Here is a 12731-nt window from a genome sequence, read left to right on the forward strand (position 1 = left end):
ATAGTGAATTACCCATATTACCCGGAACAATCTTTAGAAGATTATCAATATGACTATGAGTATTATTCGAATCCCCATGAAACTGACGAAAGACTCCCTTATGGTTATTATCCATATCCTCGCCCTCGTCCGTTTTACCCACACCCAGTGTATTGGAGATAAAAAAAGAAGAGCTGATCAGCTCTTCTTTTTTATTTCATGATATTTAGACATCTCTTGTTGAATAATGGTCACAAACGCTTCATTTTGCTCAATTTCAAAAACAGTAATAGCTTTTTCTAGGTAGGCTACTCCTTCTTTAAGCTCTCCAAGCTGACACAGTGCTTCTCCAACTTGATAATGTAGTTCTCCTAATAAATAAAGCGTCTCATGCTGGATACACAGCTCTAGGCCTGCTTGTGCATATTTAACCGACTTTTCGTAACGTTCCATTTGCAAAAGCGCACGTGATAATCCATACAAAATTCGAATTTTGACAAGAGGATCTTTTAACTTAGGAAGCAAAGCGATATGCTGCAACCCTTCCATAAACGTACTGAACGCTTTTTTTAAATGGCCTTCTTCTTCATAAATAATGGCAATACTATTTAAAATAGCAATCTCTTTTTCTGAATAAAACTGTTCGCTCGTACGCGTGAACGCAATTGCTTTTTCCAATTTACGAAGCGCTTGTTCAAATTTATTTCCGATATAATAATCACATATGGCTTCGTGCCATAGGAAAAATTGTGCGTGAAAAGGATCTTGAAACATAGGATTATCTTTTTCTTTGTTCACCATATGTAACACGGTTTCATAATCGCGTTTTCGTATATAATGCCTAATGGTCGATTTAATTTCTTTTGAATAATCGTTGGGCGTTAGCTCTCCCGCTTCAAAGAAATAATTCATCGGAACCCCTAAACGTTTCGATAAATGATAGAGAACTTCACTGCTTGCATGGATTTCACCTTGTTCAAACCGATGTAGCTCTTCTTCTGTACAAATTCCTTCTGATAACTCGAAAGTTGTCATTTCCGCTATCTTTCGCAGATCTTGAATCAGCTGACCTACTTGTTTTTTATCATTCAAAAAATCACCTTACTTAATGTCAATAAACCCTGTCAAAACAACGTTCCATGATATATTTGTAAGTCTATTGTACCACTTAGATAGTTTTTTTATCAATAGAATCAAGAAAAATATTCCAAGAAAAATTCTTCTAATTATAATTAAACTATTTCAAACAATCTCCTGCTTCTTCTTTTGAAATGTACCCTTCTTGCACTCCATATAACACTTGATCACATCGCCATAAAGTCGAACTATATCCCTCATTTTCTTCCATCTCTTGATTAATTTGTTGCTTTGTTTCATCTGTAAAATTTTCTTCTTGTTGTTGACGAATCTCTTCTTCATATTGATCTGGAGCAGAAATATCTTCATTTACTTCAGGTTCTTCATATTGGTCAGTATGAGATATTTCTTCATCATTTGTTTGTTGCTGTTGACTCTGTGCTACTTGGGCTTGTTGTGCCTTTTGTTCTTCTGCTTGTTGTGCTGCGATACGTTGTTGTTCGGCAATCTTTTGTTGTCTTTGTTGCTCAGCTATTTCCACTTGACGTTTGCGTTCGGCTTCTTCTTTAGCCTGCCGTTCGGCTAACTCTACTTCTCTAGCTTGCGCTCGTAAGTCCTTTTTCTCATTTTGAATCTGTTGGGCTTCTAATTTCTTATTAGGTTGTTTCTCAGCACTTTTCTTCTGACTTAGTAATAGTTTCTTTCTTAGGAGTTTCAACGTTCTTCTCTTCCCCTTGATCACATGCTCCCATAGTTAAACTCCAAGACAACAAATAGAAGAAACTTGTTAAACAGGAATTCTATGAAAATTGTAGAAGATATTATTGACGACTTATTGTGTAAAAATTTCCAGTTAAAGGTGGGGTATTCGTGGAAAATGAGAAGTTGGTTGAGGTACTTGATAAGTTAATTGAAAGGTCGGAAAGGTGGTCTAAAGATGCTGAAAAAAGAAAGGATTTAAACAGTCCATATTTTACGAGGGGCAAACAAAAGCTTTTGAAGAAGTAAAGCGAATGGTTAAAAGAGATATAGACAAATATTTACATTCATAGAGTAAACTATTCATCTAATTAAAGGGTTTTTATAGGATACGACACAAGACTTATTATTGGATGTACTTAAGAAAGGGTGAAAACATGAAAATTCATCACCTCAACCTAACGGTTACAAATGTCTCTGCTACTCAAGAATTTTTGGAAACTTATTTTGGTATGACATGCAAGGCAAACAGGGGTAAAGGTTTTGCTATAATGCATGATGAAGATGGTTTTGTACTAACTTTAATGAAGGGGAGCGAAGTTAATTATCCAAGGACCTTCCATATTGGATTCCTCCAAGAGAATGAAGAGCAGGTAAATAAAATTAATCAAAGGTTAAAAGAAGATGGATTTAATGTCGAACCTCCAAAACAATTACATGGTTATACATTTTATGTGGAGGCACCTGGAGGATTTACAGTTGAGGTACTTTGTTAAACTATCAGAGCCTCTCTCATATATTTTTAGTTAACATAATGGATATTACAGAGATTAATCAGTAAAAAGGCCCTTGAAATCTCTTAAGGGCTTCTTCTCTGACAATAGCCATTATTTTATATACATATATTAAAAAAACAATTAATTATCTACTGCTTTATAAATAATGATTAATATATTGAATAAAAAATTATTTACTCATTACACACCTTGTAGAAAAAGGCTCTATTTGTCTACTTAACATAAAGTCGTTTTATTGGAAAGACCTTTAGAAAGAGTTGTTCTAAGAGCTTTTTTAATTTATAAAAATCAGGAAGATACAAAAAATGGAGGATAGAAGATACTAATTTTATAATCCAAATTATTCTTTTTTAGTAATTAACGAAGTTGTCATTCCACCTATAAAAATTGTCGAACATGAAAAAAGAAACGTTTTAGGTCCTAATAAAGGAAGACCTGCTGTTATAATAAAACCGTCTATAATTAAAATAACCATCCCTATGTTCAAAGAAAAAGCTTTTGATATTAGTTGAGCTAGTAAATCTGTTCCTCCAGTGCTTGTCTCATACCGAAGCATAAGACCAACCCCCGTCCCAATACATACTCCTCCAAAGATCACACTAGGAAAAACAGAAAGTTGAAACTGATCTTCAATAGGTTCTAGCCAATCAATCAATAAAGAAGAAATAATTAGTCCATAAAAACTATTATAAAAATAAGTCCTCTCATAAATCCAAGCAAACCAACATAAGGGGAGGCCCAAAATAATCATCGTTACACCTGTAGGAAATTCAAAATAATAGTGAAGGATGAGAGCAATTCCAATTGTTCCTCCATCTAACAAATAATGAGGAACTAAAAATCCATTAATTCCTATACTTAATAATAAGCTTCCCACAAGAACAACCGGTATTTTTCGAAAAATAATAATCACCTTTTTAGTCAATTTATCTCTTACTATATGTATAAACTTTAGCCACCTGTCATGAATGTTTTTTCTTTTTATGTAAATGAATAAAGGTTTATCTTTTAAGCAAACTACTCAAGATGGATAAATCATCATTCTATAGCTAACTCCTAAAAGGCAGAAAAACTTCCTTCCAACCGATGAGAGGGGAGTTTTTCTGCTTTCTAAGCTGTTATTTTCTCTTTTGACGTAAAGAATGCTCTTTTGTTTTCTACACATTCCAGCACAACTTTTAAAATTTTTCCAATAAGAGTATATACCTTTATTATTTATCAAAAAATATAGAGAAAACTTGAATCCTTGTAGCTTAAGAACTAGCTATATAGTTTTTATTCGAAGAAGAATCTTTTAGACAAATGGGGTGAAATTTTGAAATCAAAAATAATCTTAATTCTTAGTATATCTTTTATTATATTTATGCTTTTTTTACTCTTTTTTTATCTAATCAAAGGAGATTCTTCTCGTTGGCAGGTAGCATTGGGAGGTGTGATAGTAAGCGCATTACCAACCTTGTTGTTGTTTACGAAGGTTAATCCCTTTCCAATTCCTCTTATAGTGGGGTATTATGTTTTTCTTTTTTGTACACTATTTTTAGGGTCAATTGAAGATTTTTATAATCGCTTTAAATGGTGGGACGCTGTTCTACACTTTTATAAAGGAATCTTCATGGGATTTGTAGGGGTTTCTCTTTATAAGCTACTTATAGCTACACGCATACAAGCTAGAATTTCCAAATGGGTTATTTTTTTATTTGTGCTTTCAATCTCAGTGAATGCTACAGTTTTATGGGAAATTTATGAATTTTTAGGTGATTTAACTTTTACTCACACTATGCAATCAGGAGGAAATACAGATACCATGTATGACATGATTATAGGTATGATATCAGGTCTTTTAACTGCTATTTATTCTATGAAACGACGAAAAAAACTATAAATAATATAGGAGGTGTTGGAATGAAACGTAAGCTGGTTATATTGTTTAGTTTGATTTACGTCATTTTTATGGGATGTTTGGCAGTATTTTATTATGTGAGTAATGAATCCTTTAAGACCATGGTGTCAATAGGTGGTTTCGTATGCGGATTAATACCACTTTTATTAGCTTTTTTTACTAAGCTTAAATTTAACTTGCCTATTATCATTTCCTACTTAGTTTTTTTATTTTGTTCACAGTACCTAGGTTCAATTTTAGGTTGGTATGGATTAGGATGGTGGGATACATTTTTACACTTAATAAGTGGAGCCATCCTTGTTTTTGCAGGAATCGCTTTATATGAACGATTAATACATAGAAGTGCAGGAGAGTATATATCAGCATGGTTTGTTTTTCTATTTACCTTTTCTTTTGCTGCACTTGGAGGCGTCATTTGGGAAATTTACGAATTTAGCTCAGATCAACTTTTCGGAATGACTTTACAGGGTGGTGGAAATAAAGATACAATGATTGATTTAATTGCAGATACTTTAGGAGGTCTTCTTGTAGGAGCATGGGCAGGATTACGCACAAAGATAAAAAGGTCTAATTAAAGTTAACTAACCGTCAAATATTCTGTGCATATGGTAAAGCTCCTTAATCATTAAGGAGTTTTATTCGTATGATCGCATGATGATTTCAAAATCTTTCTCTAAAATACATTTTCAGTATAATGATGGGAATATTAATAAACAGATATTTTGTGTAATTAGAACCATCAAAGAGTATCAATACGCTTTAAAAATAATTCAATGGATGTGTAATGGATGTCAGTGGCTACCACAGGAAAGAGAAAAGAGAAAATTTATATCATTAGTGCACTTGTTTTACTTTTTCTTTATTTTCTTCCTATGTATGTATTAGGAGAAAATGCTCACATACGTGTTCATGATAATTTAGATTCTAATATTGCTTGGTATAAGGTGCTGGCTGAAAGTGGTCAGATATTTGGGGGCCTTCACTCTACAATCCCTCAAGTTATCAATGGATTACCGCGTGATGCGTTCGGGACGGCATTCAGTGGGATTGTTTGGCTTCACGCTCTCTTTCCTTCCATGACTGCTTACGCTTTAAGCCAAACTATTACTCGGTTAGTTGCTTTTGGTGGAATGTATTTACTATTGAAGAAGCACTTTATTAAACATGAAGATGCCCACTTTGTTCGTATTGGTGTTTCACTTGCATTTGCACTTACCCCATTTTGGCCTTCAGGCATGTTAAGTACATTAGGATACCCTCTTGCTTTATGGGCATTTTTGAATATCCGTTCGGGAGATTTTTCATGGAAAGAATGGGTGGCTCTTTTCCTTTTACCTTTTTATTCAAGCTTTGTACTTGGCTTTTTCTTCTTTTTAGTGGCTATTTCTTTTTTATGGATTTATGACTTAATTAGAAAGAAAAGTTGGAATTGGCCATTTCTATTCAGCCTTATTTTTATGACCTCCCTCTACCTTTTAATTGAGTATCGCCTTGTCTATTCAATGATTATCTCAGAACAGCCAAATCATAGGATGGAATTTATATCATCGCGACACGATTTTTGGCATTCTATGCGCCTTTCACTTAAAAACTTTCTCATAGGGCATACACATGTTATGACTGTTCATACGCATGTTATCCTTCCAATAGTATTTTTAACCCTTGTTTTATTAGCTTTTAAGAGGAACATAAAACATAACAAAATATTCATTTTTTTATTTCTTTTAAATGGTGCTTTATCGATATGGTACGCTTTTTGGTTTAATAATGTATGGATTCCTCTAAAAGAAAAGATAAGTTTTTTAAATACATTTAACTTTGCAAGGTTTCATTTCTTACGAATTATTGTTATCTACCTTAGTTTCAGCTTAGCCTGTTATATTCTATGGTCACTAGGGAAGTTTTGGAGGCAATTAGCTAATATAGCGATTATAAGTCAGATTATAACACTTCTCCTGTTTAACGAAGAACTTCTTTATGGCCATTACTTTCACTCTCCTTCTTTTAAGGAATTTTATGCAACAAAACAATTCAGTGATATAAAAGAATTCATAGGGGATCCTCAAGATTCATACCGTGTAGCAAGTATTGGAATCCATCCAGCTATTTCACAATACAATGGGTTCTATACACTAGATACTTATAACAATGTATATCCCCTTGAATATAAGTATAAATTTCGAAAGATAATAGCAAAAGAGTTAGAAAAAAATAAGCAATTAAGAAAATATTATGATGAATGGGGAAGCCGTTGTTATCTCTTTGTCGATGAACTTGGTAAAACATACGAGTTCAGAAAAGATCAGAAAAAAGAGGTACATCACCTGCAGCTAAACACTACTCAATTTAAAGAAATGGGTGGTCGCTATATCTTTTCTTCGGTTCCTATTCTAAACGCTAAAGATAATAACCTTTCACTTTTAAAGGAATTTAACGACAAAGAATCTGCATGGAAGATTTATTTATATCAAGTAAAATAGGAGGTGTAAAAATTGAAACCAAAGCTGCCCTTAGTAACAATAGTGGTTCCATGTTATAACGAACAAGAAGTATTAAAAGACACCATTATACAGCTAACCTCTGTTTTAGACGATTTAAGGGAAGAGGATTTGATTTCAGCTCATAGCAAGATATTATTTGTCGATGATGGTAGTAGTGATCGTACATGGTCATTAATTGCCATGGAAAGTACAATTAATAACTATGTAACAGGATTAAAGCTATCATGCAATGTAGGGCACCAGAAAGCACTTCTTGCTGGACTGGAAAAAGCTAAATCTAAATCGGACTGTGCAATCTCGATTGATGCTGATTTGCAAGATGATATTTCTGTTATTCGAAGTTTCATCTTAAAGTATCATGAGGGGGATGAAATTGTATATGGTGTACGTGATAGCAGAGAGACAGACACTTTTTTTAAAAGAAATACCGCCCTATGCTTTTATCAGCTTATGCGAAAAATAAATATTAACCTTGTTTATAACCATGCAGATTATCGTCTAATGAGCAAGCGAGCTATTGAAGAACTTTCGCGTTATAAAGAAGCAGACTTATTTTTAAGAGGAATTGTCCCTTTAATTGGATTTAAATCCTCAAAAGTGACATATAATCGAAAAAAGCGTTTAGCCGGGGAAACAAAATATCCTTTGAAAAAGATGATCTCATTCGCGTTTAATGGTCTCACCTCATTTAGTGTTGTTCCAATCCGAGCCTTTACTATTTTAGGATGCTTGTTGTTTTTTATAAGTTTGATTACAGGTTGTTATGCGTTTGTTCAAAAGTTATTAGGCAATACGAGTATAGGTTGGACCTCTTTAATTATCTCTATTTGGCTTTTAGGTGCCATACAGTTAATAAGTATTGGAGTAGTAGGAGAGTATATTGGAAAAATATTTATAGAAGTAAAAAAGAGACCCCCTTATGCAATTGATATTGACTTATATACAGAAAGATTAGGGGTGTCAACGCTCGCAGAAGAAAGTTTATTAAATAAAGAAGAGTTCAACTAAATCAGCTTCTCTTATAATAAGGTGTATAGATTATATATACCCAACCCACTTCTTTCTTTTTTTATAAATATTTTTTGTTCTAATCTTCTCTCTGGTACGATATTTTTTATTTTCACATGACAATTCGATACCATGGATTTTTAGTTTCATTCTAGGCTTTGTTTTAGCACTTATTACACACTTTCTAAAAATTATTCAAATGAATAATGTGCATCCATCTAAGACAAACAAGCATTTCTATAAGGATATGCTTGTTTAGTTATGTAATGAATTCCTTATCTATCTAATGAAAAAAATTAAACTCTTATGAGTTTATTGTTTCTTACATTTTCTCTTTTGAATACGTTAATCATTTGTATTTATGTATATCTTTTTAGCGGCCTAAAAACCCAAAATCTAGTGCCTATATAGTTTAATACAATGCTAACAATCGTTACTAAAATCTTACTGTAAGGAAGTGATATGTTGAATTTATAGTGAAACAAAGTTAGCAGGAAAGATGTAACAATTAAAGTAACAACATTCAACATAGTAAACTTGAGAAATTCATGCTTCCTTCTTTTCCCCTGTTGTTGAAAGGTCCATGCTCTATTCAAAAGATAGCTGTTTAGTACACCACATCCATATGATATGCATTGAGCTATTATATAATATACACCTAAATAAGATAACAGAGAAAAAACGAAAAAATCAATAGCTGTATTTAATCCCCCCACGATACAAAATTTTAAGTAGTGAGTGCTTTCTTTATTAGCAATTTTCTTCATTAAAACACCTTCTTGGAATTTTCTATATGACTTCCCCTTTATTTTACCTAAATAAAGCCCTTACTCTCAACGCGGGACACTTTATTAATTGCTATTACTTATAATGGTCTTGTTGTTACGTAACAAAGGGTATCTTTTTAACTTTTCGGAAGATATTAATGTTATGGAATATATGGGTGAAAGTGAGTTGAAGTAGAAGATGAGTATTTCTAAATTTAGAGAGGCTATTGTAATTGAAGGAGATTCTGTTGTTAATCGAATGGAGAGCCTATATCAATTAGTTCACGAATGTATGGGTGAAAAAGATTTAGAGAATCGTGTATTAATTACATTGACCCAAATCGCTTTTTGTAACTATTTATTAGGCATAGAAGTTGATGAAAATTGCCGCCTTGCTTCTTTGATTGCTATTGTAAATGAGCATTATAATGTTAATTATAAACTTAATGATTTACACATACGCTTTTAGTTTCTCCAAATCCAAATGTTGGTATGGGTCATATAAGTTTAGTCTGAGTGTTAATAAATACTCTTTTAACCTTAGAAAAAGGAAGAATGGATTCCCATTCTTCCCTAAGCCATCACTCTATAAAGTTATCTTAGAAACGTCCGCCGCCAAGTTGTTGCTCAGCCATTTGTACAAGACGCTTTGTGATTTCCCCACCTACTGATCCGTTTGCACGTGAAGCTGTATCAGCACCAAGGTTTACACCAAATTCGCTAGCGATTTCATATTTCATTTGATCGATTGCTTGTTCAGCACCGTTTACTAATAATTCGTTACGGCTACCATTGTTGTTGTTTGCCATGTTGTGTCACCTCCTTGTTTTTCTTAAGTTTCCTATTATACAAGGGGTATATTCGTGGTAAATAGTGGATGTGTCATTTCCTTATCTGACGCCCATACTAAATCTTAGAAACAAATGACACTTTAAAAAGTGAGATTACATGTTTCATTTCCTTGTTATAAAATCTATACACTTGTTATGTGTAGGAAAAGGGATGACAGCTAAAGCTGTCATCCCTTTTCTTGTTTAAAGTCCTATTCTAAATAAGAATAAGTAACATACTCATATGAATAACAAAGAGGATGCTTATTTGAGCAAACAAGGTTATAAAATAATGAATCTTATGTTGCAAATTGTATAAAGAGTAAAATGAAATCTATACAAAAAAGCTCTACCACTTAAAAATGGTAGAGCTTCTTTCTTAATTAATATGAAACTGGGCTAGCTGGATTCGAACCAACGAATGACGGAGTCAAAGTCCGTTGCCTTACCTCTTGGCTATAGCTCAATAAAAATGGTTGCGGGGGCAGGATTTGAACCTGCGACCTTCGGGTTATGAGCCCGACGAGCTACCAGACTGCTCCACCCCGCGATGATAAGATAAGTAATAAATGGGGAGGAAGAGGGATTCGAACCCCCGCGGGCTTTGACACCCCTGTCGGTTTTCAAGACCGATCCCTTCAGCCAGACTTGGGTATTCCTCCGTCTTTCAATTTAATGGTGGACCTTGTAGGACTCGAACCTACGACCGGACGGTTATGAGCCGTCTGCTCTAACCAGCTGAGCTAAAGGTCCTTCCTAAGTTCTGAATCATAATGTAGAGGCGGCAACCGGATTTGAACCGTTGAATAAAGGTTGTGCAGATCTGACCTTACCTCTTGGCTATGCCGCCCTACTTCTGCGTATTACTTAATTAAATGATGCGGGTGAAGGGACTTGAACCCCCACGTCATAAGACACTAGATCCTAAGTCTAGCGCGTCTGCCAATTCCGCCACACCCGCGTATAAAAATGATGCTGGCATTAAGTAATTCACCTTGTTTATACTAGCCATAAACTTATTTTAATTTATATTTTCGCAGAAGTCAACATCAGCGAAAATATAAATTTTTCACCTTAAATATTTTGTTCTATTAGTTCAAATGCATTCTGATAAAGATGGACCTTTATTTAAGGAGAGATAAATTGAATGGGTGCTGCTCCAATAAGACATTCACCTTTAAAATAGACTATATGTCCATATATACCTTCTTAAATTATCCAATCATATTACCACTCATCTTCTGAAAAGGTGTTGATTGTCGTATGTTCAGTCTCATCTACTTCTGATTTTTTTATCAACTGAATTTGATTTCTTTCAGGAAATGAGCCTAATTTTAAATAGTAGGTCTCTGCACTACTATACTCCCTACCATGTACATGCTCTGTTAGCTGTCCAGTATAGAGATAAGAGTTATCTTTCCAACGATAAATATCTACAATAAAACTTGCATTACTAGTTCTTTTGGATGCTTTTTCATCAGTTTCACCTGGGTTTAATTCTGACGGAATAGTAACATTTGATTCATCTATATCCCCTTTCCACTCTAACTTCAATTTTCTATCAGTGTCATTTATTAGTTTTAAATAATGTTGCGGACGTGGTATATCGTTTTTACTTTCTTCAGATGTTATCATTTGATCACCTCTATTAAAACTTTATATTTATATACTTTCCATTCAGATAAAAATTACTTTACATTTTGGTACTTGTAAAATTTTATTAGTCGAAAAAAATTAAAATATTGTCTATAAGGAATATCTATAACAAGAAAATCATTTTGTCTTATACTACCTCTTATATTTTTTCCCCTCAATCCAAACAATATATTCGGGAGGTGTTTTTTTATGCGAGAATCTGGTGTAAATAAACCATTAGATAGTAAAAAAGTTTATCTAGGAAGATTCGACAATGATTATGCAAAGCATTTACACTTAAATAATCCAACCTCTACTAACATGCACGAGTTAGAACGTTTAAACGAAATAACTAATACGAAAAGTACATTATGTAATATACAAGAAAATATAGACAATAATTTTTAATAATAGAGGTGGATATGATGGCAGGTGTAAGAAGCGATCTAACGGCGTATATGTATCACCCTTTTACTATAAGGTCTTGAACTTAGTATACCTAAAGAGGACGAAGGCAACCAATCACTTATAAATCGTTCAGGATTAAGTACCTCTACTTTCAGAACGAACATGAATAGAGAATATTTCGAACGTCATATTTATTAGAAGGCATATCCAGAAGATCTTTATTTTGTAAAAAGAGCCTTCTATTTATATCGGGACTGCCCCCCTATAGTGAGACAAATAAAAAACACCTTTAAGTTAAAAACCGGGTATATACTATCTAACAATCACTTGGAGGTGTTTTTTCTATGGGGACAAGAGTCAGTTATCCAGCAGAGGTAAAGGTAAAAGCTATTGGGATGAGATTAGCTGGTGTACCTGTCAAAGAAGTGCTTTCCCAATTAAAAAGGTGGATGAGATGGTACAAAAATGGAGAAATGCATCGATTTGAACAGCCTGTAGGCAAGTAATATTCATACGGAAAGGGACCTGGCTTTAAAGACGAAATATCCAAATTGAAAGCAGAAAACCGATATTTAACCCAACGGATTGAGGTCTTAAAAAAGTACAAGGAATTGGAGAGGAAGTGGTCCCAGAAATCGTAGTGAATGTAGTAGAAGAGTTAAAAGATAAGATACCAGTCTATCAAATCTGTCAGTACCTTGATATCCCTCGATCGACTTATTATCGCTGAAGGCAACAGGAACAATCAGAACGGACAAAGAAAAAGAAATGGATGGAACAACAAATTGGTGAGCAGTGCCGTAAACACAAGTTCCGATATGGCTATCGAAAAATTACAGCATTACTTAATCGAACGATGAAGATTAACCATAAATTTGTACAACGTGTCATACAGAAATACGGTTGGCAATGTCGCGTAAAACGAAAAAAACGAAAGCTAACAGGGCAAACCTTATCAGGTTGTAGAGAATGTATTAAATCGTGAGTTTCAAGCTGATCGTCCTCTTCAGAAATTAGTAACTGATATTACCTACTTGCCTTTTGGACCTAAACAGTTGTATCTTTCAAGTATTCAAGATTTATTTAATGGACGACCTTTTTTATAGATTACTTCGTAAGCTACACATATG

The 12731-nt window shown here is 33.7% G+C and carries 15 protein-coding genes, 6 tRNA genes and 1 pseudogene; 10 read left to right on the top strand and 12 right to left on the bottom strand.

Annotated elements, in window-relative coordinates; genetic code table 11:
• Positions 1-3 precede the first annotated feature (3 nt).
• Positions 4-162 (top strand): hypothetical protein, encoded by a 159-nt coding sequence (locus M3225_RS12750; protein ID WP_251394218.1) that lies wholly within the window; start codon positions 4-6, stop codon positions 160-162.
• A gap of 15 nt (positions 163-177) precedes the next feature.
• Here the strand turns inward: M3225_RS12750 and M3225_RS12755 are convergent, their stop codons facing one another.
• Positions 178-1071, bottom strand: a complete 894-nt coding sequence (locus M3225_RS12755) for a helix-turn-helix domain-containing protein (RefSeq protein WP_251394220.1) — start codon at positions 1069-1071, stop codon at positions 178-180.
• A 145-nt stretch (positions 1072-1216) separates the two neighbouring features.
• Positions 1217-1774 (bottom strand): hypothetical protein, encoded by a 558-nt coding sequence (locus tag M3225_RS12760; protein ID WP_251394222.1) that lies wholly within the window; start codon positions 1772-1774, stop codon positions 1217-1219.
• Between the two features lie 152 nt (positions 1775-1926).
• On the opposite strand from M3225_RS12760, the gene M3225_RS12765 reads away from it, so the two are divergent.
• On the top strand, positions 1927-2064 hold the full coding sequence (locus M3225_RS12765) for a hypothetical protein (protein WP_251394224.1): 138 nt from the start codon (positions 1927-1929) through the stop codon (positions 2062-2064).
• Positions 2065-2192: 128 nt separating this feature from the next.
• Positions 2193-2531 carry a VOC family protein gene (locus tag M3225_RS12770; protein WP_251394226.1) on the top strand — a complete coding sequence of 113 codons (339 nt, stop codon included), beginning with the start codon at positions 2193-2195 and terminating at the stop codon, positions 2529-2531.
• 361 nt (positions 2532-2892) lie between these two features.
• On the opposite strand, the gene M3225_RS12775 is transcribed toward M3225_RS12770, so the two are convergent.
• Positions 2893-3477 (bottom strand): YitT family protein, encoded by a 585-nt coding sequence (locus M3225_RS12775; protein ID WP_251394228.1) that lies wholly within the window; start codon positions 3475-3477, stop codon positions 2893-2895.
• A gap of 390 nt (positions 3478-3867) precedes the next feature.
• Here M3225_RS12775 and M3225_RS12780 point away from each other — a divergent pair, with 390 nt between their 5' ends.
• The 4 genes from M3225_RS12780 to M3225_RS12795 all read left to right on the top strand — a co-directional run bounded on the left by M3225_RS12780 (position 3868) and on the right by M3225_RS12795 (position 7961).
• Positions 3868-4434, top strand: a complete 567-nt coding sequence (locus M3225_RS12780) for a membrane-spanning protein (protein ID WP_251394230.1) — start codon at positions 3868-3870, stop codon at positions 4432-4434.
• A 20-nt stretch (positions 4435-4454) separates the two neighbouring features.
• The gene (locus M3225_RS12785) at positions 4455-5027 is read left to right on the top strand and encodes a hypothetical protein (RefSeq protein WP_251394232.1); all 573 of its coding nucleotides are present in this window, start codon (positions 4455-4457) and stop codon (positions 5025-5027) included.
• 213 nt (positions 5028-5240) lie between these two features.
• A complete protein-coding gene (locus M3225_RS12790; RefSeq protein ID WP_251394234.1) occupies positions 5241-6932 on the top strand; it encodes a DUF6044 family protein in 1692 nt (563 codons plus the stop codon).
• Between the two features lie 12 nt (positions 6933-6944).
• On the top strand, positions 6945-7961 hold the full coding sequence (locus M3225_RS12795) for a glycosyltransferase family 2 protein (protein ID WP_251394236.1): 1017 nt from the start codon (positions 6945-6947) through the stop codon (positions 7959-7961).
• Between the two features lie 359 nt (positions 7962-8320).
• On the opposite strand, the gene M3225_RS12800 is transcribed toward M3225_RS12795, so the two are convergent.
• A complete protein-coding gene (locus M3225_RS12800) occupies positions 8321-8728 on the bottom strand; it encodes a GtrA family protein (protein ID WP_251394238.1) in 408 nt (135 codons plus the stop codon).
• A gap of 199 nt (positions 8729-8927) precedes the next feature.
• On the opposite strand from M3225_RS12800, the gene M3225_RS12805 reads away from it, so the two are divergent.
• Positions 8928-9197: a hypothetical protein gene (locus M3225_RS12805; protein WP_251394240.1), complete on the top strand. Its 270-nt coding sequence runs from the start codon at positions 8928-8930 to the stop codon at positions 9195-9197.
• Positions 9198-9327: 130 nt separating this feature from the next.
• Here the strand turns inward: M3225_RS12805 and M3225_RS12810 are convergent, their stop codons facing one another.
• From M3225_RS12810 to M3225_RS12845, 8 genes are all read right to left on the bottom strand, one after another.
• Positions 9328-9537 carry an alpha/beta-type small acid-soluble spore protein gene (locus M3225_RS12810; protein WP_251394242.1) on the bottom strand — a complete coding sequence of 70 codons (210 nt, stop codon included), beginning with the start codon at positions 9535-9537 and terminating at the stop codon, positions 9328-9330.
• 415 nt (positions 9538-9952) lie between these two features.
• A tRNA-Gln gene (locus M3225_RS12815) sits at positions 9953-10024 on the bottom strand.
• A 7-nt stretch (positions 10025-10031) separates the two neighbouring features.
• Positions 10032-10108 (bottom strand) — tRNA-Met (locus M3225_RS12820).
• A 22-nt stretch (positions 10109-10130) separates the two neighbouring features.
• A tRNA-Ser gene (locus tag M3225_RS12825) sits at positions 10131-10220 on the bottom strand.
• Between the two features lie 14 nt (positions 10221-10234).
• A tRNA-Ile gene (locus tag M3225_RS12830) sits at positions 10235-10311 on the bottom strand.
• Positions 10312-10337: 26 nt separating this feature from the next.
• A tRNA-Cys gene (locus tag M3225_RS12835) sits at positions 10338-10408 on the bottom strand.
• Between the two features lie 29 nt (positions 10409-10437).
• Positions 10438-10519, bottom strand: a tRNA-Leu gene (locus M3225_RS12840).
• A gap of 266 nt (positions 10520-10785) precedes the next feature.
• Positions 10786-11193, bottom strand: coding sequence for a hypothetical protein (locus M3225_RS12845; RefSeq protein WP_251394244.1), 408 nt, complete (start codon positions 11191-11193; stop codon positions 10786-10788).
• 210 nt (positions 11194-11403) lie between these two features.
• Here M3225_RS12845 and M3225_RS12850 point away from each other — a divergent pair, with 210 nt between their 5' ends.
• Together M3225_RS12850 and M3225_RS12855 are read left to right on the top strand one after the other, a co-directional pair.
• Positions 11404-11601 (top strand): hypothetical protein, encoded by a 198-nt coding sequence (locus M3225_RS12850; protein WP_251394246.1) that lies wholly within the window; start codon positions 11404-11406, stop codon positions 11599-11601.
• Positions 11602-11945: 344 nt separating this feature from the next.
• A pseudogene (locus tag M3225_RS12855) lies at positions 11946-12692 on the top strand (IS3 family transposase); the annotation flags it as partial.
• Positions 12693-12731: the final 39 nt, after the last annotated feature.

Source organism: Priestia aryabhattai (genome assembly GCF_023715685.1).
GTDB classification, from domain to species: domain Bacteria; phylum Bacillota; class Bacilli; order Bacillales; family Bacillaceae_H; genus Priestia; species Priestia aryabhattai_B.

Coding starts and splice junctions, on each gene's coding strand:
- M3225_RS12785 (WP_251394232.1), top strand. CDS start 4,455: ATGAAACGTAAGCTGGTTATATTGTTTAGTTTGATTTACGTCATTTTT.
- M3225_RS12810 (WP_251394242.1), bottom strand. CDS start 9,537: ATGGCAAACAACAACAATGGTAGCCGTAACGAATTATTAGTAAACGGT.
- M3225_RS12845 (WP_251394244.1), bottom strand. CDS start 11,193: ATGATAACATCTGAAGAAAGTAAAAACGATATACCACGTCCGCAACAT.
- M3225_RS12770 (WP_251394226.1), top strand. CDS start 2,193: ATGAAAATTCATCACCTCAACCTAACGGTTACAAATGTCTCTGCTACT.
- M3225_RS12800 (WP_251394238.1), bottom strand. CDS start 8,728: ATGAAGAAAATTGCTAATAAAGAAAGCACTCACTACTTAAAATTTTGT.
- M3225_RS12790 (WP_251394234.1), top strand. CDS start 5,241: ATGTCAGTGGCTACCACAGGAAAGAGAAAAGAGAAAATTTATATCATT.
- M3225_RS12805 (WP_251394240.1), top strand. CDS start 8,928: ATGAGTATTTCTAAATTTAGAGAGGCTATTGTAATTGAAGGAGATTCT.
- M3225_RS12850 (WP_251394246.1), top strand. CDS start 11,404: ATGCGAGAATCTGGTGTAAATAAACCATTAGATAGTAAAAAAGTTTAT.